The sequence below is a fragment of the Taklimakanibacter deserti genome (assembly GCA_003574785.1).
On record QORU01000019.1, the window covers coordinates 66,521 to 84,337 of the forward strand.

Here is a 17,817-nt window from a genome sequence, read left to right on the forward strand (position 1 = left end):
ATTGAGTCTCCCTGTTGCTTCCCGCGCCGATATCAGGGTGCCAGCCAGACATCCTCGAGATTCCACCATTTGACCGGCAGCGTCTTGAAGCCCTTGACCTTGTCGGACACCGCGGTGCGCGCCTTGATGAAGAACAGCGGCACGGCGGGGAATTCGGCCATCACCAGCCGCTGCAGCTCGTGGAACGCCGCCTTGCGCTTGTCCTCATCGATCGTGCTGCCCGCCTGCCTGACGAGGTCGATCGCCTGTTTGTTGTCCCAGCCGGTCCAGAAGGATTGGATGCCGCCGTTGAAGTCGAAGAAGACGACGGCGAGATTGTCGTCGGAGAGCGCGTCGCTGGAGAGGCCCGAGCCCGTGAAGGTGAAGCAGCTCTCATCGCCGCTGCCCCAGCGCGTCCAGATGGTGCCGGTGTCCACCGCCTGGACTTCCATCTTGACGCCGATCTTGGCCCATTCCGACTGCAGGATCTGTGCCTGCTGCAGCTCGAACTGATCGCCCGCCACGATGAGGCAAGAGAAGGTGAAGCCGTTTGGCACGGAAGACCTGGCGAGCGCCTCCTTCGCCTTGGTGAGGTCGTAAGGATAGGCAGGCACCGTCGCATCCCAGTATTTGACCTTGGCGATGACATGATTGGCGACGTCGCCCGCGCCATGCATCAAGGTCTTGAGCATGGCTTCCTTGGGTGTTGCGTAGTTCAGGGCCCGGATGACCTCCGGATCGTTGAACGGCGCTTTTCGGCTGTTGAACCAGACGGCATCCCAGGCCATGACGTCCTCGATCTGGACATCGACATGGGCGAGCCCTGAGATGCGCTCGATCTGCGAATAGGGCACTTCGGTCGCGATCTGCGCCTCGCCCGATTCGACCTTGAGCATGCGGCTGTTTTCATCGGGCACATAGTCGATGACGATCTGGTCGAGATAAGGCTGCCCGCTCTTCCAGTAATGGGGATTGCGCTCGAGCACCAGGCGCTGGCCGCGCACCCATTCCTTGAGAACGAAGGGGCCCGATCCGACGGGTTTCTCGCCAAAGGCCTTGTCGCCCATTTTCTCGTAAGCCGCCTTGGGCACGATCGAGGGAATGAAGGTCGAGAGATAATCGAGGAAGGCGCCTTGCGGATCCTTGAGCTTGACGATGAAGGACGACGCGCTTGCGCATTCGGTCGAGGCGATGGCGGCGCCGAAGCCGCCATAGCTGGTATTGACCTTGGGATCGGCGAAGCGGTCGATCGAGAATTTCACATCATCGCAGGTGAGCGGATCGCCATTGGAGAATTTGACGTCGTCGCGCAGCGTGAATGTCCAGGTCTTTGAATCGTCCGATACCGTCCAGCTCTTGGCGATGGCGGGCTGCGGCACGGCTGCGTCCCGCGTTTCCACCAGTGTGTCGAAGATCTGGACGACCATGAAGATCGATCCATTGTCGCTGGCGCCGATCGGATTGAGGGTCAGAGGCTCGCTGTCGCGTGCCATGGTGAGCGTGCCGCCTTTCTGGGGCGTTGAATCCTGCGCCTGAGCGATTGCCGGAAAGATGAAGGCGCTCGCCATGAGCGCCAGTAGTCCGCCGAGCCGTGCAGTCATTGCGGCCTCCCCGTTGTTTCCCATCCCAAGTGGAATTATTCTTGTACTATGTACCGATTGTCGGTACAAAGCTACGTTAGATGATAAAACTCCCGCCTGTCAATGGGACTGCTGCACGAAACATCAGGAAAATCCTAAAGCCGGGCATTGCCCTGCAAGCGTGACAATAATCTCAACCCTTTGGCAGGTGGCCATGAAACTGGATGTCTTTCAGATCGACGCATTTGCGAGCCGGGTCTTCGCCGGAAACCCGGCCATGGTGTGCTGTCTCGAAGAATGGCTCGACGATGCGCTGCTGCAGTCCATCACGACGGAGCACAATGCGGCCGTCGTCGCCTTCCTGGTCGACCGCGGCGCCCATTTCGACATCCGCTATTTTACCGCCCTGGGCGAACTGGGTCTCGTCGGGCACGCTTCGCTCGCCGCGGCCTATGTCGTGTTGCGTATCCTGAAGTCCGATCTTCCGGAAGCCGTTCTCCATCGCCGCAACGGCATGCTCAAGGTCGCGAGCTTGAGCGACAAATTGCTGGCCATAACGCTCCCCATCCTGCCGGCGCTGAGCTGTCCGGCACCGGCCGAGCTCTCAGCTGCCCTCGGCGTTCCCTTCATGGAGACACGCGTGAACGACAATCAGTATTTCGTCTTCCTCGAGGACGAGGCCGAGGTGTCGAAGCTCGCACCCGACATGGCGAGGCTGATGAAGCTCGATCGCGATGGGGTCATCGTCACGGCGCCGGGTGAAAACTGCCAGTTCGTATCGCGGGCCTTCGCGCCGAAAGAGGGATTGCCGGAAGATCCGGTCTGCGGATCGGCGCATCTGGCGCTGGTGCCCTATTGGTCGGAGCGCCTCGGCCGCTCGGAGCATCTCGCTCTGCAACTGTCGCCGCGCGGCGGCGAATTGCACTGCTCCTTGCGCGGCAACGAGGTGCGGCTCGCCGGCCGCTGCGCCCTCTATATGGAAGGCACCATTCATATCTAGCCTAGAGAGGCCTGACCGGTTCGTAGCCCATTTGCATGGGCAGCCAGAGCGTGATCTCGGGCACAAAGACGAGGACGAAGAGGAGCGCGATCAGCACGATGAGGAAGATCCACAATTCCTTCGTGATGGCGGCGACCGGGATGCCGGAGACCCCGGCGATGAGGAAGACGAGCTCGCCCATGGGCGGGGTCACGAGACCGATCATCATGTTGATGATCGAGGTCACGCCGAAATGCACCGGATCGATGCCGAGATGGGCGACGGTCGGCAACAGGATCGGCACGATGATGAGCAGCATGAGGAGCGAATCGAGGAAGGCGCCGAGGATGAGAAACAGGATATTGACCATGAGCAGGAACATGATCGGCGACATGTCGAGCGAGCTCATCCAGGCGCCCATCGCCTGAGGGATCTGCTCGGCGGCGACGATCCAGTTCATCACCAGGGCGCCGGCGATGGTGATGGCGACGGCGGCCGTGGCGCGCGAGGACAGGACGAGCACACTGAGAAGTCCGCGAAGGTTCAGTGAGCGATACCAGAAGAGGGCGAGGACGAGCGCATAGAAGCTGGCGACGGCGGCAGCCTCCGTCGGCGTGACCGCGCCTGAATAGATGCCGCCCAGCATGATGGCCGGCAGCAGTAAGGTGGGGAAGGCGTCCAGTGTCGTCGCGACCGCCTGCCGGCGCGTCGGTGGCGCCTCGACCGGAAAATTCCGGCGCTTGGCGATCGCCGCGACGACGGCCATTTGCGCAAAACCGAGCAGCAGCCCCGGAATGACGCCGGCCATGAACAGATAGCCGATCGAGGTGTTGGAGATGACGCCATAGATCACCATCGGGATCGAGGGCGGAATGATCGGGCCGATGATGGCCGATGTCGTGCTGAGCGCCGCGGCGAAGCCTGGCGCGTAGCCCGCCTTCACCATCATGTCGACCTCGAGCTTGCCGGGGCCCGCGGCATCGGCAAGCGCCGAGCCGCTCATGCCGGAGAAGATGATGCTGGAGACGATGTTCACATGGGCGAGGCCGCCGCGCAGCCGGCCGACGAGCAGATTGGCGAAGCCGAACAGTCGGTCGGTGATCTTGCTTTCATTCATGATCTCGGCGGCGAAGATGAAGAGCGGCACCGCCATCAGGACGAAGTTGTTGAAGAGTCCGTTGAGGCTCTGCGAGGCGACGAGCCCGATATCCTGCCCGGTAAGGAAGAGATAGACGATGCCTGCAGCGATCATCGCATGGCCGATCGGCATGCCGAGGAACGACCAGAGGAAGAACAGCGCGAACATGAGGAAGGCGGCAAGGCTCATCGCGACTTTCCGTCAGAGATTCTGTTTCCAGGACGAACTCAGAAGCCGGCGCAGCCGCAAGGCGGCGCCGACGATGGCGGCGATCATGAAGATGCCGAAGCAGGAATAGACGATGTCGAAAGGCACATGCAGGACCATCGTGTGGCGCCGGCCCAGGAAGGCGATGTAGTCGAGGATGCCGGGCAGGGCGGCGAGGAAAGTGAGGCCGATCGCGGCGGTGTTGGCGATGGCCACCCAGCGCCGCGGCCTGGGCGGGAACTTCTTATAGAGCACGTCGAAGATGATGTGCTGGCGCTCGCTGAGCAGGATGTCGCACGACCAGAAGATCACCCAGATATAGGCGATCGAGCACACTTCCAGCGTCCAGGAGAGGGGAACGTTGAACACATAGCGGCTGAGGATCTGCGCCATGAAGGCGAGGAACATCGTCGCGAACATGGCGGCGGCCATGAGCTCGGCGAATGACTTCCACCGTAGGATCCAACGCTCCATCGCGACTCGCTCTCCATCGTTCCCCTTCTCCCGCGCGGTACGCGTGGGAGAAGGTGGCCGAAGGCCGGATGAGGGCTCTTTCGGCCAGCGCGCTCTTAGCTCGACAGTATTCCTTGTTGAGATAAAGAGCCCTCACCCGCCCTTCGGGCACCCTCTCCCATTGCTTCGCAACGGGAGAGGGAAAGTTGGAGAGGGCGTCAAGTCCCCGCTTTGTTGATGCGCTCCAGCATGCCGGGAGGCCAGTTCTTGGCGAAGTCGGACTCGACGAACTTCTTCTGCACCTCATCGCGGAAGGCGGCGACGTCGGGTGTCGTGACCTTGACTCCCTTGCTTTCGAAGAAAGCCTTAGCGTCCTTCTCGGTCGCGGCGACGCCTTCGTCGGAGAGCTTCTTGCCGGCCGCTTCCGCCTTGTCGACGGCGGCCTTGAGCTCGGGCGTGAGGCCGTCCCAGAATTTCCCGGCGACGGTGGGGAAGTTGCTCGCGATCAGATGCCCGGTAAGCACCACTTGCTGCGTCACTTCATAGAACTTGGAGGCCATGGCGTCGGGCAACGGGTTTTCGAGCCCGTCGATCGTGCCGGTCTGCAGAGCGAGATAGATTTCCTCGAAAGCGAGCGGTGTCGCATTGCCGCCGAGCGCATTGCCGAGGAACAGCCAGGATTCCGCTGCCGGCATGCGCAATTTGAGGCCGGCGAGGTCCTTGGGCGTATTCACGTCGCGCGCTTGCCGCAAGATGACGTGGCGGGCTCCGAAATACTGGCTGCGCAGGATCCGCACGCCGACATCCTTGGCGACCCGGGCCTTGTACTCGGCGCCGATATCGCCGTCGAAGACGGCATCGAGATGGGCGGCGTCGCGATAAATGTAGCCGGTGGTGAAGATCGAATATTCCGGTATGAGCGCGGCATAGTCCTGCGGCGTGATCACGCCCAGTTCGAGATTGCCGCGCTGCATGGCTTCGATCTCGGTGCCTTGCGCGAACAAGGTGCCGTTATAGTGGATCTGGACGTCGAACGCGCCGGGGGCTTCCTGCTCGAGCACTTCCTTGAACTTGACGAAGCCCTTGGATTGCCAGTCGTCCGCGGGACCCGGATTCGACATGCGCAGCGGTATGGCGGCGGCGCGCCCCGAGCGCATGACGAAGGGCATGGTGAGAGCGGCGGTGGCCGTGGCCAATACCGCCCGCCGCGAGAAACGTTGCCGAGATGATGCGTGCTTGCCTGTCATTTGGTGGTTCCTCCCTCTTGTCATTGCGGCGCCGGCTGCGGGCGCTGCAAAATTGTTCTCATAAAGGTACATTACTTACAGTCAAACTCAAGGAGAAATAGAGTCATTACTGAAATGATAGCAATTTCAATAAGATAAGATAGATAGGCGAAGAGAGCAGCTATTGTACTTGACGAGAGTACAAATTAACGTTTTGCTTGAGCCACAGGAAAAGCAGGGAAAGGAGACGGCCATGGCGGGTGAGCGCAGGCAGGCGATCAGCACGAGCAAGGCGCCTCAGCCAACGGCAAGCTATTCGCAGGCGATCGCCGCCAACGGCTTCGTGTGGGTGTGCGGGCAGGTCGGCAACGATCCCGTCACCGGCAAGGCGGTAAGCGACGACATCGGCGAGCAGACCCGGCAAGCCATCCGCAACATCGCGATCATTCTCGACGAAGTCGGCGCGACACTGGCAGACATCGTCATGGTCCACGTCTTTGTCGACACCCTGATCGACTTCCCGGCATTCGATGCCGCCTATCAGGAGGTGATGCCGCGTCCCTTCCCGGCGCGCGTGACGGTATCGGGAGGCGTCGATCCCTTCCGGGTCGAGATTGCCGTGACCGCGGTCGTGCCCCGGAAGGCTTGAGGGCTAAACGATCGGAAGAGCGGCCGCGTGATCGGCATGCACCAGCTGCGCCAGTGTCGTCAGCGCCTGCTTCACGCGCGCCTCGCTCGATTCGCTGCACAGGCACAGGCGCACCCCGCCCGGATCCTTTCCCGGCACGACGGTGAAGGCATCGCCCGGCGTCACCGCGACGCCGCGCGCCAGCGCATCGGCGACGAAGACGGCGCTGCGCATGTCGTCAGGCAATCTCAGCCAGTAATGCAGCGAGGTCGGCGCCGGGCCGGCCTGGCCCAGGATCGATGCGGCAAGCTCTTGCCGGTGCCGCGCCGCGTTGGTTTGAAAACTGATCGCCTCGCGGCCGGCGCCGCTATTGATCAGATGCGTCGTGAGCTCGAGGAGCAAAGGCGACACCATGGCCGTCGTCGCGCGCGTCGAGGCGCGCATGGATTTGTGCAGGCGCGGCGGCACCGCCATGAAGCCGATCCGCAAGGTCGGCGCGATCGATTTCGACAGGCTGGTCAGATAGATCGTGATGTCGCGCGCGAGCTGGCAATAGGGTGTCGCGCGCGGCTCGACCAGGAAGCCATAGGCATCGTCCTCGACAATCAGCACATTGTATTCGCGCGCGATGCGCACGATCTCCTGGCGCCGGGCAAGGCTCGCCGTCGCGGTCGTCGGATTGTGCAGCGTCGGCATCGTATAGACGAAGCGCGGCCGATAGGAGCGGCATGCGGCCTCGAAAGCCTCCGGCATCAGGCCCTCGCCGTCGATCGCCACCGGCATCAGGCGGATGCCGGTGAGGCGGCCGACCGACAAAGCGCCGGGCCAGGTCAATTCCTCGGTCAGCACCGTGTCGCCGGGCCGCGCCAGCGCCAGAAATATGGTCATGAGCGCCGTCTGCCCGCCGGACACGGCGTAGATATCGTCGGCTGGGGCGTCGACACCGAGCTCGCGCAGCCATGTTGCGCCGGCGACACGATGCTCCATTTGTCCTTGCGGCGGCTGATAGTGGGCGAGGTCGTCGAGATCGCGCTTTTTGGCAATCGCTTTCAAGGCCTCGCGCAAGCGCTCGCCGGTGCCGTCGGAGAGAGGCTCGTTGAGGCTGAGATTGATCGCGTCCTCGCGCTGCATCAAAGGCAGATAGAGGCGTTCGAGCGGGCGCAGCACCTCGCGGTTCGAGGCGAGGTCGTTCTCCTTGTCGGTCGCCAGAACGAAAGTCCCGCGTCCGACGGTGCCGCCGATGAGGCCGCGGCGGCCGGCCTCGGCATAGGCGCGAGAAACCGTGCTCACGGCCACGCCCAGACGTTTCGACAATTCGCGATGTGTCGGCAATTGCGCGCCGGGCGCCAGCCGTCCGCTGCGGATGGCCTCTTCCAACGTATCGGCGAGCGAAGTGGCGACATCGTCACGCCGGACGGGCCAGCCCGAATACCACTCGCTCATTCAAACTCCATATTGTTTCTATGCTGGTACATTATCGAGTCGCGGCACAATACCGAGGCTCAAATCTTAGTGCAATCAAGGCAGGAAACAAGAAATTCGGCGAAAATGTCAGCCCGCTCAATTGACATCACCGCTCCCGCAGGCCTATATCGGGATTGTACTCAAGATCGGTACATAAGCCTTCTGGAGACAAGTCCGGTCATCCGGGAGGCACAAAGAGGGATGGAAACAGGTCATGAATCAGCGAATTCATCGGCAAATCTGTGCGCTTTCCGAGGCTCATCTCAGCGGAAAGCTGTCGCGCCGCGCCTTGTCATGCGGCTCCTTCAAATGGGTCTGACGACCGCGGCCGTTGCCTCCATTGCCGCCGATTTCCGGCCGGCCTATGCGGCGGCGAAGCCCCTCAAGGGCCATGTGCGCTTCCTCGTCGGCCCGTGGTCCGCAAACGAGATCGACCATCACAAGCACATCGCGTCGGCCTTCAACGCGCTTCATCCCGACGTGACTTTCGATTTCCGCCTGTATCAGTGGGGCACGGCGGCTCAGGAGATCAGTGCCTCCGTGGCCGGGGGCGGCCATGACATCTATATGACGACGGAAAGCTCCTATCCCGATTATGAAGCGGGCACAGGATTTGAGGACTGGGCCGCGCGGATCAACGATCCGGCCTTCGCGGCCGAAAAGGCCAAGTACCTCTATTGGGAGCGCACCGAGAGCTATGGGCCAAAACTTCTCGGCCTGCCGATCAGCTGGCATGTCGAGGACGCCTTGTTCGTCAACATGGACAAGGTGCGTGCCGTCGGTCACGACGCGAGCTTCATCAACAGCTGGGACAGCTTCGTCGATTGCATCGGCAAGATGACAAAGGAAGGCGAGACCTATGGTCTGGGCATCGGCATCCAGCTCGGCGGCTATGGCGAATGGTATCAGCGCTTGCGTTCCGCCGGCGGCTCCTATCTGACGCCCGATCTCAAGGCGCCCAATGTGATGAGGCCGGAAGTGGTGCAGGTCACCGAGCAGATGGCGGATCTGTTCAAGAAAGGCATAGCGCCGCCGCTCGGCACTTACAGTTATGACGCAGCACCCGCGGCCTTTGCCGCCGGCAAGCTCGCCATCCTGTCGTCGGATCTCGCCGGCACGACGGTCCTGCCGAAGAAGGTACCGTTCGACTGGAAGCTCCTGCCTTATCCGCCGGGGCCGGTCACCCAGGTGAATTTCAACGATGTCACCTATTACATGGCCAATGCCAAATCGCCGGACAAGGACCTGCTGTGGGAAGTGATGACCTTCTGGACGAATGGCACCAATGACGCCTATTGGGCGGACAATTCCGGCACCTATCCGGCGCGCTCGGATGCGGCCGAGAACGGCTATGGCACCAACGCCGCGCCGCAGCTTGCGGAAGCCTTGCCGCTGTTCGTGAAATATGCGGTCGGCATCGAGAATTTCCCGCAATGGGCGACCGTCGAAGGCCTGGCGGAGGCCGAGATCCAGAACTGCTATGCCGGCAAGGTGACGGCGGCCGAAGCCGTCGCCAATGTCGAGAAGATCGTGAAGAGCGAAGTCGGTCTCTAAGCTGAGCGCCAGGGACGAAGGGAGCGTCGAGATGGGTCTCGCTGCCGCAACCAGCACCGGTGGCTTGCGCCTGTCGGCCGAGGAACATCGTCGCTTGCGCCGCAAAGCGAGGGCGCGCCGTGAGCTCACGGGCTGGGCGTTTCTGGCGCCCATGTTCGCCTGCTTCGTGATCTTCCTGGTGCTGCCGGTCATCGGCACGGTATGGTGGAGCCTGCGTTCGGGCGGCTTGGGGGCTGAGACGAAATTCGTCGGCCTCAAGAACTTCATCGATCTTCCCGACACCGTCGGCGCCGCGGCGGCGATCACCAACACCTTGGTCTTCGCCCTGATCTCGGTGCCCCTGATCCTCATCGGCGCGCTGGCCGTCGCGCTGCTTCTTGCCCGAATCGAGCGCGGCGGCTCGATCTACCGCTTCCTCATCTATTTCCCGGTGCTGGTGCCGGGCGTCGTCGCCGCCCTCATCTGGCTGTTCATGACCAATGTCGATTTCGGCTTGTTCAACCAGGCGGTGAAGGCGCTCGGCGGCAAGCCGATCGTGTGGCTCGGCGCCGATCATGCCTTGATCGTCCTCGCGATCCTCGATGTCTGGCGCAATGTCGGCTATTGGGCGCTGTTCTTCGTGGCCGCGATCATCGGCCTGCCCAAGGAGCTCTATCAGGCGGCCGAGCTCGACGGTGCTTCCGCCTGGTCGCGCCTGCGCTACCTCACTTTGCCGCTGTTGCGGCGGATCATCTTCTTCGCGGTCGTAGTGGCGACAATCTGGGGCCTGCAGGTCTTCGACACGGCGCTCGTCCTGACCAGCGGCGGCCCAGGGACCGCGACGACGACGGTCATCTACCGCGTCTGGCTCTATATGTTCGGCGCGACCAACAAGATCGGCACTGCCTCGGCGATCTCGCTGGTCCTCATCATCGCCATATTGCTGCTCACCCTCGTCCAGATGCGTTTGCTGCGCGGCCGCAGGGGAGGGGACTGATGGCCGAGGCGATAGGGTTCAATGCCGAGCAGCACGCCCGTCTCAGGCTGAGGCGCAGGCGCTGGAAGGAATTCGGCCGGCATGCCGTCCTGGGCCTCGTCGCCTTCATCCTGGTGGCGCCCTTCTATTATGTCCTCCTGGCCTCGCTCAAGGACAGCACCGAGATCTTCAGCTATCCGCCCAAGCTCCTGCCGATCCCGCTCTATCTCGGCAACTACCGCGACCTCCTGTGGGACACGGGATTCCTGCGCTGGATGTTCAACACCTTGTTCGTCGCGACGAGCGTCACCGTGCTCAAGGTCTTTCTCGATTCGATGGCGGGCTATGCGCTGGCCAAGATCGACTTCACCGGCAAGCGCATCGTCTTCATGCTGATGCTCATCCTGCTGATGGTGCCCATCGGCGCGTTGATCGTGCCGCTCTGGTCGCTCGTCTCCACCTTCGGCCTCATCAACACCTATCTCGCCCTGATCCTGCCGCCGCTCGCCAATCCTTTGGGCGCCATCTTGATGCGGCAATTCATCTTAGGGCTGCCGCGCGATCTCGAGAATGCCGCGCGCCTCGACGGCCTGAGCGAATTCGCGATCTATTGGCGCATCGTGCTGCCCCTCATCAAGCCCGGCCTCGTGGTCCTGGCGGTCATCATCTTCACCGACCAGTTCATGAGCTTCACCTGGCCCTTGATCGCCACCACCAGCGATGAACTGCAGGTGCTCACCGTCGGCATCGCGGCATTGCGCGCCCATGGCGGCGCCAATTATGGCCTGTGGTCGGCCTCCGCCGTGATGTCGCTGGTGCCGATCGGCATATTCTTCTTCGTGCTGCAGCGCCAGTTCCTGGCGCGCTCGCTGGCCGGCGCCCTGAAGCAGTGAGGACCGTTCATTTGACCCGACCCGACGCCTATACCGGCCCCGCCATCGAGCTGATCGAGGTCGCCAAGCATTACGGCAAGACGACGGTGCTGGACGGCGTCAACCTCACCGTGGCGCCGGGCGAGTTCATTGCTCTTCTGGGGCCCTCGGGCTGCGGCAAGAGCACGCTCCTCAAGCTCATTGCCGGTCTCGACGAGCTGACGAGCGGCGAGATCCATATTGCCGGCCGGCTCGCCAATTATCTGAAGCCGGCCCAGCGCGACGTCGCCATGGTGTTCCAGAACTACGCGCTCTATCCGCATATGACGGTGCGCGAAAATCTCGGCTTCCCACTGAAGATGAGCGGCATCGACCGCGATGTGGTCCGCGGCAAGGTCGAGACCGCGGCACATCTGCTGCAGCTTGGCGCCCAGCTCGACCGTTTTCCGGACGAATTGTCGGGCGGCCAGCGCCAGCGCGTGGCGCTCGGCCGCGCCATCGTGCGCGAGCCCTATATCTTCCTGATGGACGAGCCCTTGTCGAATCTCGACGCGCTGTTGCGCGTCGAGATGCGGGCCGAGCTGGTCCGGCTGCACAAGCGCGTCGGGCGCACGACGATCTATGTGACGCATGACCAAGTCGAGGCCATGACCATGGCGAGCCGCATCGTCCTCATGAAAAGCGGCGTCGTCCAGCAGGTCGGCACACCGGCGGAGCTCTATGCGACACCCGCCAATGTCTTCGTCGCGACCTTCGTCGGCAGCCCGCCGATGAACATGTTCGGGGGCCTTATCGAAAGCGGTGTGTTTCGCGGTCCCATCGAGGCCGCTGTGCCCTCGGGCCTCAAGCCTGGACCGGTGACGCTCGGCATCCGACCGGAACATGTCGAGATACGCAATGGCGGGCTTCCCGCAGTGATCGATGCAGTGGAGCGTGTCGGCCCCGACTCCTATTTACGCGCAAGGACGGGTGCGGGCGCGGCGCTGACGGTGCGTGTGGACGGCGCGACGAAGGCGAAGGAGGGCGATCGCATCAACGTCCGCTTCCCGCTTGAGCATTTGCGGCTGTTCGATGAAGCGGGCAACCGCATGCCCATGCTCGAGGAGAGCTGAGACATGCACCCTTTCCACCAGGTTCATCCGGTCGAGCGCGAATTGGGAAGGGCAGCCCCCGCCGCACAGGCGCCCATGGCGCGCTATCCGCTGTCGATCTCCGCCGACAAGAGACGCCTTCTTGATTCTGATGGAAGACCATTCCTCATCCAGGGCGATGCCGCCTGGTCGCTCATCGCCAATCTCGATCATGCCGAGGCTGTGCATTATCTCGACGACCGCAAGGCCAAAGGCTTCAACACCCTCATCGTCAATCTCATCGAACATCTTTACTCGCAGGATGCGCCCCGCGACCGGGCCGGGCGTGAGCCCTTCGTGAAACCGGGCGACATGACGACGCCCAATGACGCTTATTTCGACGCCGCCGAGCGCGTCCTCGAGGCTTGCGCCGCGCGCGGCTTCGCCGTGATCCTGGCGCCCGCTTATATCGGCTACCGGCGCGACCGCGGCAAAGGCGTCTCGCCGCATCTCGACGGCTGGTATGACGAGATCGTCGCCACCGGGCCAGAGGGATGCCGCAAATACGGCACCTACCTCGGCCAGCGCTTCGGCCGATTCGCCAATATCATCTGGTGCATTGGCGGCGATTGGCATCCGGAGGAGACGCGGGCCGGGCTCGATGCGGTCGCGCACGGCCTGCGTGACGCCGGCGCGGCCAATCTCTTCACCGGCCACACCCATCCCGAATTCTCGGCCGCCGAGACCTTCGCCGGCGCCGACTGGCTCGACCTCAACATCACCTACACCTACGGCATCGTGCATCGCCTCCTGATCGAGGACTGGCAGCGCCGGCCCACCATGCCGTTCTTCCTGATCGAGTCGACCTATGAAGGCGAGCACAATGCGAGCGCTCAGCAGATCCGCCGCCAGGCCTATTGGTCGGTCCTGTGCGGCGGCAACGGCCATTGCATGGGCAATCACCCGGTCTGGCTGTTCGGCGAAGGCTGGCAAGCGGCCCTCGATCTGCCGGGCTCGCACGCCATGGCGCTTTGGGGCGATTTCTTCCGGACGCTGCCGTGGAGCGAGTTCGTGCCCGATCTCGAGCGCCGGCTCGTTTCCGGCGGACTCGGCGAGGCGCGCGGCCTCGACCGCGTGACGGCGGCGCTGACCCGCGATGGCCGTGTCGGTGCGGCCTATTTGCCCATCTGCCGTCCGGTCGAGGTGCAGCTCGGCACGCTCAAAGGGCCTTGGGCTTCCGTCGAATGGTTCGATCCGGCGAGCGGCCGGCGGATTTCAGGCGGGACCTTGCTGACGAAAGGACCTGCGGTCCTGGCGCCGCCCTTCATGGAGGATTCCGTGCTCGTTCTCAAGTCCACCGGGGGCGAGGATGATTGAACGGTCGATCGCGCTCTTCGGTACGTCGCAGCCGTCGCCTGAGCGGATCGAGCTCCAGGCCGGACCGCTGTCGGCGACATTGGAGAATGGCGCATTGCGCTGGGTCCGCTTGGGCGAAAGAGAGGTTCTGCGCGCCATCGCCTTCCTGGTGCGCGACCGCAACTGGGATACGCCCGAGCCGCAGCTCAGCAATCTCGTGGTGAAGCAGGAGGAGAACGGCTTCAGCGTCACTTTCGATGCGCTTTGCCGCACCCATGACGGCGAATTACCATGGTCGGGCGAGATCGAGGGGCGAGCCGACGGGACACTGCGCTTCACCGGCACGGCAAGACCTCAGAGGGATTTCCTTACCAACCGGACGGGCTTCGTCATCCTGCATCCGCTCGACGGTGTTGCCGGCTGCCCGGTCGAGGTCACCCATACCAATGGCGCGAAGCGAGAGGCGCGCTTTCCCGGCTTCATCGATCCGGAGCAGTGCTTTCTCGACATCCGCAGCCTCTCGCATGAGGTCGAGCCCGGCATCCGCGCGACCTGCATGATGGAAGGCGACACATGGGAGATGGAGGATCATCGCAATTGGCTCGATGCCTCCTTCAAGACCTATGTGCGGCCGTTGGCTTTGCCCTTTCCCTACACCATCGCGGGCGGCAGCGTAGTCACGCAGGCCGTGACGCTCAGTTTCTCCGGATTGCCGGCCAAAGGCACCGGATCGTCCAGAATGAGGGGCAGTGTCCCGGTCGGGGTCTCTTTCGCTGCCAGTGATGCACGCATGCCGGACATCGGCTTGCGGGCGCCGCTGCAGTGGCTGGAAGAGGCCTCGACCGTCACCGGTCTCTTGCGCGAGGTTGGCGCACAGATGCTCAATGCTCGCTTTGATCCGCGAGCCGGTCATGGCACCGGTGAGCTGCAGCGCTTTGGCGCCCTGGCGCAAGCCATCGGCGCCGGCCTGACGCTCGAGCTGGTGGCGCCGTGCCGCCGCGATCCCTTGCGCGAGCTCAAGGAATGCGCCGAGATGCTGCGCCAATCCGGCTTATCGCCGGAATCGATCGCGGTCGCCATCGCTGAAGACCGCATCCGCCTCGAGCCCGGTCCGCCGCCGCCATCCCTGGCGCTGCTCGGCGACGTCTATCGCGCCACGCGCGAAGCCTTCCCGGGCATGACCATCGGCGGCGGGACCTTCGGCTTCTTCACCGAGCTCAACCGCAATTGGCCGCCCGTCGGCCTCATCGATTACATCACCCATATCGCCTGCAGCGTCGTCCATGCCGCGGATGACCGCACGATGATGGAGAATCTGGACTCCTTCAGCGCGATGGCGCGGACGGTGCGGGCCTTCGCCGGCAACATGCCCTATCGGATGATCGCCGCAAGCCTCGGCCTCGACAGCGGACCTTATGGCGCGCCGACGGCCAATCCCGACAATACTCGCCGCACGATGGTGCGCAGCGACCCACGCCACCGCGGCCTGTTCGGCGCGGCCTGGACGCTGGCCGCGGTCGCGGAAGCTGCCCGGAACGGCATCGCCGCCATCAGCCCGGCTGCCCTCGTGGGCGAACTCGGGATCATCGATCGTCCGGCTGTCCATCCGATCTATCACGTGGTGCGGGGGATGGCGAAAGCCTCAGGCCGGCCTTGTATCGGGACGATCTCGTCGGATCCGGCGCGGATCAGGGCTCTCGCACATCGCGACGGGGATAACCGCAACGTCCTGTGGCTCGCCAATCTGAGCGATGAGCCGCAGCGCGTCATCCTGCCGGGAGATGATTTCGCTTCGCGCCGCCTCGATGAAGAGACGTTCGAAGCCGCGGCCGCGGAGCCCGCTTTCCTTGACGCACATAAGGGTTCCCGGACCGGCCGGGAGATCGAAATCGGGGCATATGGCATCGCCCGCATCGAGATGGGGAATGGAAATGGCTGACCACCAGAAGACCGATCGTGGACCGAACGAGAGATTCATCGGCGTGAAAGGCGGACGCCTGAAGCTCAACACCCCGGCCTTGCTTCTCGATCTCGACGCGCTCGAGCGCAATATCGCGGCCATGGCGGCGCATGCCAGGAAGGCCGGCATCAATCTCAGGCCGCACAGCAAGGGTGCCAAGTCGATCGAGATCGCCCGCCGGCAGGTTGCGGCCGGGGCCATTGGCATATGCTGCGCGACACTGGGCGAGGCGGAAGCTCTGGCCTCGGGCGGCATCGAGAACATCCTCATCACCTCGCCGGTCGTGACGCCGCCGATGATCGACCGGCTGATGACGCTCAATCTGGCGAGCTCAGGGCTGATGGTCGTTGCCGACAACCCGGCCAATGTCGATGCGCTGGCGGCGGCGAGCGCCTCCGCCGGCCGGCGGCTGGCGCTCGTCGTCGAATTCGATGTCGGGCAGGGCCGCACCGGCACGGTGAGCGTGGAAGCGGCAGCGGCGCTGGTGCACCGGATCAAGGATTCCGCGCATCTGCGCTATGCCGGCGTGCAGGCCTATTATGGCCATCTTCAGCACATTCCGACCCATGCCGAACGCAAGGCGGCGGCCACCGTCCAGATGATCCGCGTGCGCGAGCTTCTCGATCATCTCAAGGCGGAAGGTCTGGTCCCCGACATCGTCACCGGCGGCGGGACGGGCACTTTCGATATCGATCCCGATGGCGGCGTCTATACCGAGGTCCAGCCCGGGTCCTATCCGTTCATGGACCGCGAATATCTCGAGATCGCCATGACGTCGGGCGGCTCGTCGCCTTTCGCCGCCGCTCTTCTCGTGCAGACCTCGGTGGTGAGTGCCAATCGCGAAGGCCTGGCCATCGTCAATGCCGGCTACAAGTCGTTTGCGACGGAGGGCGGTCCGCCGGTCGTCGTGAGTCCCAAACTTGCCGGCGCCAGCTATCGGCTGATGGGCGATGAGCATGGCGGTGTGGGATATGATCCGCAAAGTTCGAAACTGAAGATCGGCGATACCGTCGAGTTCCTGACGCCGCATTGCGATCCGACCATCAATCTCTATGACCGCTATCATTGCGTACGCGGCGACACGCTGGTCGACATATGGCCGGTCGATGCGAGAGGCCGTTGATATGAAGGTCATCGTGCTCGGAGCCGGCGTCGTGGGCACGGCGACGGCCTATTTCCTCGCCCGCCGCGGCTTCGAGGTCGAGGTGATCGAGCGCCAGAAGGGGGCGGCGCTCGAAACCAGCTTCGGCAATGGCGGCGTCATCCATGCGAGCGAGGTCGAGCCCTGGTCGCAGCCCGGCATGCCGATCAAGATCCTGAAATGGCTCGGCAAGGAGAATGCGCCGCTCCTGGTGCGCTATGGCGCCATCCCGAAGATGTGGCATTGGGGATTGAAGTTCATCGCCAATTGCACGGAAGAGCGGTTCCACGCCAATACGCTGGTCAATCTGCGCCTGGCGCTCCACAGCCTTGGCGTCCTGCAGCAGATTCGCGCCGAAACCGGCATAGAATATGATGTGCGCACGCAAGGCGTGCTCAAGATCTATAGCAACGCGCAATCGCTGAAAGCCGGCATCGCGACGGCGCAGTTCCTGTCGGGCTCAGGCCTCACATACAGCGAGGCCGATGTGACGGAATGCGTAAGACGCGTGCCGGCGCTCAAGGGCACGGCATCGACATTGGCGGGCGGCATCTATTTCCCCCGCGACGAGGTCGGCGACTGTCACAAATTCACGACGGGCCTGGCCGAGCGCTGCGCCGAGCTCGGCGTCAAATTCCACTATGGAACGACGGTTCATGGCCTCGAGCGCGGCGGCAACGGCATCGCCGCCGTGGCCACCAGCAGTGGAACGATGCGGGCCGACAAATTCGTCGCGAGCCTGGGCAGCTACACGCCTCTCATCCTGCGCGGCGTCGGCATCACCGTCCCGATCTATCCGGTGAAAGGCGTCACCATCACGGTGCCGGGCGAGGCCTGGCCGGAACGCCCGCCGATACCGGTCATCGATGACGGCCGCATTTTTGGGCTCGTACCGCTGGGCGAGCGCATGCGGGTATCGGGCTCCGCCGAAGTGGCGGGCTACGACACGACGCCGAGCGCCGCCAGATGCGCGGCCATCGTCAACAACGTCATCAGCGTGTTCCCGGATTTCGCCAGATGCGTCGATCAAAGGACCGCGAAATACTGGGCAGGCGTCAGGCCGGTCACGCCGAGCGGCACGCCCATTCTCGGGCCATCGCCCATCGCCAATCTCTTCATCGCTGCCGGGCACGGCCATCTTGGCTGGACCATGGGCTGCGGCTCGGGCGAGGTCGTCGCGGCCATGGTCGCAGGCGAACAGCCGACCATAGATGCCACGGGTTTCGCCCTGGCGGATCACTGAATGGGGGAATGA

15 protein-coding genes are annotated in these 17,817 nt (G+C 63.4%); 10 read left to right on the top strand and 5 right to left on the bottom strand.

Annotated features, from left to right (window positions below; all coding sequences use genetic code 11):
* Window positions 1-32 precede the first annotated feature (32 nt).
* Window positions 33-1,580, bottom strand: a complete 1,548-nt coding sequence (locus DS839_RS30930) for an ABC transporter substrate-binding protein (protein ID WP_162918918.1) — start codon at window positions 1,578-1,580, stop codon at window positions 33-35.
* 193 nt (window positions 1,581-1,773) lie between these two features.
* Between DS839_RS30930 and DS839_RS30935 the strand changes: the two genes are divergently transcribed.
* Complete coding sequence (locus tag DS839_RS30935) at window positions 1,774-2,559, top strand: PhzF family phenazine biosynthesis protein (RefSeq protein WP_162918919.1); 786 nt, start codon at window positions 1,774-1,776, stop codon at window positions 2,557-2,559.
* A 1-nt stretch (window position 2,560) separates the two neighbouring features.
* Here the strand turns inward: DS839_RS30935 and DS839_RS30940 are convergent, their stop codons facing one another.
* The 3 genes from DS839_RS30940 to dctP form a co-directional block, all read right to left on the bottom strand.
* Window positions 2,561-3,865, bottom strand: a complete 1,305-nt coding sequence (locus DS839_RS30940; RefSeq protein ID WP_119274400.1) for a TRAP transporter large permease — start codon at window positions 3,863-3,865, stop codon at window positions 2,561-2,563.
* Between the two features lie 12 nt (window positions 3,866-3,877).
* A complete protein-coding gene (locus DS839_RS30945; RefSeq protein ID WP_119274401.1) occupies window positions 3,878-4,357 on the bottom strand; it encodes a TRAP transporter small permease in 480 nt (159 codons plus the stop codon).
* A 197-nt stretch (window positions 4,358-4,554) separates the two neighbouring features.
* Window positions 4,555-5,583, bottom strand: coding sequence for a TRAP transporter substrate-binding protein DctP (gene dctP, locus DS839_RS30950; protein ID WP_119274402.1), 1,029 nt, complete (start codon window positions 5,581-5,583; stop codon window positions 4,555-4,557).
* Between the two features lie 232 nt (window positions 5,584-5,815).
* Here dctP and DS839_RS30955 point away from each other — a divergent pair, with 232 nt between their 5' ends.
* Window positions 5,816-6,211, top strand: coding sequence for a RidA family protein (locus tag DS839_RS30955; protein ID WP_119274403.1), 396 nt, complete (start codon window positions 5,816-5,818; stop codon window positions 6,209-6,211).
* A 3-nt stretch (window positions 6,212-6,214) separates the two neighbouring features.
* Here the strand turns inward: DS839_RS30955 and DS839_RS30960 are convergent, their stop codons facing one another.
* A complete protein-coding gene (locus tag DS839_RS30960; RefSeq protein WP_119274404.1) occupies window positions 6,215-7,633 on the bottom strand; it encodes an aminotransferase-like domain-containing protein in 1,419 nt (472 codons plus the stop codon).
* 330 nt (window positions 7,634-7,963) lie between these two features.
* Here DS839_RS30960 and DS839_RS30965 point away from each other — a divergent pair, with 330 nt between their 5' ends.
* Genes DS839_RS30965 through DS839_RS31000 form a run of 8 tightly spaced genes read left to right on the top strand, consistent with a single transcriptional unit; the run spans window position 7,964 to window position 17,805 of the window.
* The gene (locus DS839_RS30965) at window positions 7,964-9,208 is read left to right on the top strand and encodes an extracellular solute-binding protein (protein ID WP_162918920.1); all 1,245 of its coding nucleotides are present in this window, start codon (window positions 7,964-7,966) and stop codon (window positions 9,206-9,208) included.
* A gap of 31 nt (window positions 9,209-9,239) precedes the next feature.
* A complete protein-coding gene (locus DS839_RS30970) occupies window positions 9,240-10,184 on the top strand; it encodes a carbohydrate ABC transporter permease (RefSeq protein ID WP_119274406.1) in 945 nt (314 codons plus the stop codon).
* Window positions 10,184-11,056, top strand: coding sequence for a carbohydrate ABC transporter permease (locus DS839_RS30975; protein WP_119274407.1), 873 nt, complete (start codon window positions 10,184-10,186; stop codon window positions 11,054-11,056). The genes DS839_RS30970 and DS839_RS30975 overlap by 1 nt, the downstream gene beginning before the upstream one ends.
* An 11-nt stretch (window positions 11,057-11,067) precedes the next feature.
* Complete coding sequence (locus tag DS839_RS30980; RefSeq protein ID WP_119274408.1) at window positions 11,068-12,147, top strand: ABC transporter ATP-binding protein; 1,080 nt, start codon at window positions 11,068-11,070, stop codon at window positions 12,145-12,147.
* A 3-nt stretch (window positions 12,148-12,150) separates the two neighbouring features.
* Window positions 12,151-13,482, top strand: a complete 1,332-nt coding sequence (locus DS839_RS30985) for a glycoside hydrolase family 140 protein (RefSeq protein WP_119274409.1) — start codon at window positions 12,151-12,153, stop codon at window positions 13,480-13,482.
* Complete coding sequence (locus tag DS839_RS30990; RefSeq protein ID WP_119274410.1) at window positions 13,475-15,400, top strand: D-apionate lactonase family protein; 1,926 nt, start codon at window positions 13,475-13,477, stop codon at window positions 15,398-15,400. Before DS839_RS30985 ends, DS839_RS30990 begins: the two co-directional genes overlap by 8 nt.
* Window positions 15,393-16,544 (top strand): DSD1 family PLP-dependent enzyme, encoded by a 1,152-nt coding sequence (locus tag DS839_RS30995; protein WP_119274411.1) that lies wholly within the window; start codon window positions 15,393-15,395, stop codon window positions 16,542-16,544. The genes DS839_RS30990 and DS839_RS30995 overlap by 8 nt, the downstream gene beginning before the upstream one ends.
* Before the next feature lies 1 nt (window position 16,545).
* Window positions 16,546-17,805: a D-amino acid dehydrogenase gene (locus DS839_RS31000; RefSeq protein WP_162918921.1), complete on the top strand. Its 1,260-nt coding sequence runs from the start codon at window positions 16,546-16,548 to the stop codon at window positions 17,803-17,805.
* Window positions 17,806-17,817: the final 12 nt, after the last annotated feature.

What these genes read in the sequence shown, in the direction of transcription:
- DS839_RS30945 (WP_119274401.1), bottom strand. Translation starts at nt 4,357, where the DNA reads ATGGAGCGTTGGATCCTACGGTGGAAGTCATTCGCCGAGCTCATGGCC.
- DS839_RS30965 (WP_162918920.1), top strand. Translation starts at nt 7,964, where the DNA reads ATGGGTCTGACGACCGCGGCCGTTGCCTCCATTGCCGCCGATTTCCGG.
- DS839_RS30990 (WP_119274410.1), top strand. Translation starts at nt 13,475, where the DNA reads ATGATTGAACGGTCGATCGCGCTCTTCGGTACGTCGCAGCCGTCGCCT.
- DS839_RS30955 (WP_119274403.1), top strand. Translation starts at nt 5,816, where the DNA reads ATGGCGGGTGAGCGCAGGCAGGCGATCAGCACGAGCAAGGCGCCTCAG.
- dctP (WP_119274402.1), bottom strand. Translation starts at nt 5,583, where the DNA reads ATGACAGGCAAGCACGCATCATCTCGGCAACGTTTCTCGCGGCGGGCG.
- DS839_RS30975 (WP_119274407.1), top strand. Translation starts at nt 10,184, where the DNA reads ATGGCCGAGGCGATAGGGTTCAATGCCGAGCAGCACGCCCGTCTCAGG.
- DS839_RS30970 (WP_119274406.1), top strand. Translation starts at nt 9,240, where the DNA reads ATGGGTCTCGCTGCCGCAACCAGCACCGGTGGCTTGCGCCTGTCGGCC.
- DS839_RS31000 (WP_162918921.1), top strand. Translation starts at nt 16,546, where the DNA reads ATGAAGGTCATCGTGCTCGGAGCCGGCGTCGTGGGCACGGCGACGGCC.
- DS839_RS30930 (WP_162918918.1), bottom strand. Translation starts at nt 1,580, where the DNA reads ATGACTGCACGGCTCGGCGGACTACTGGCGCTCATGGCGAGCGCCTTC.
- DS839_RS30935 (WP_162918919.1), top strand. Translation starts at nt 1,774, where the DNA reads ATGAAACTGGATGTCTTTCAGATCGACGCATTTGCGAGCCGGGTCTTC.
- DS839_RS30995 (WP_119274411.1), top strand. Translation starts at nt 15,393, where the DNA reads ATGGCTGACCACCAGAAGACCGATCGTGGACCGAACGAGAGATTCATC.
- DS839_RS30940 (WP_119274400.1), bottom strand. Translation starts at nt 3,865, where the DNA reads ATGAGCCTTGCCGCCTTCCTCATGTTCGCGCTGTTCTTCCTCTGGTCG.
- DS839_RS30960 (WP_119274404.1), bottom strand. Translation starts at nt 7,633, where the DNA reads ATGAGCGAGTGGTATTCGGGCTGGCCCGTCCGGCGTGACGATGTCGCC.
- DS839_RS30985 (WP_119274409.1), top strand. Translation starts at nt 12,151, where the DNA reads ATGCACCCTTTCCACCAGGTTCATCCGGTCGAGCGCGAATTGGGAAGG.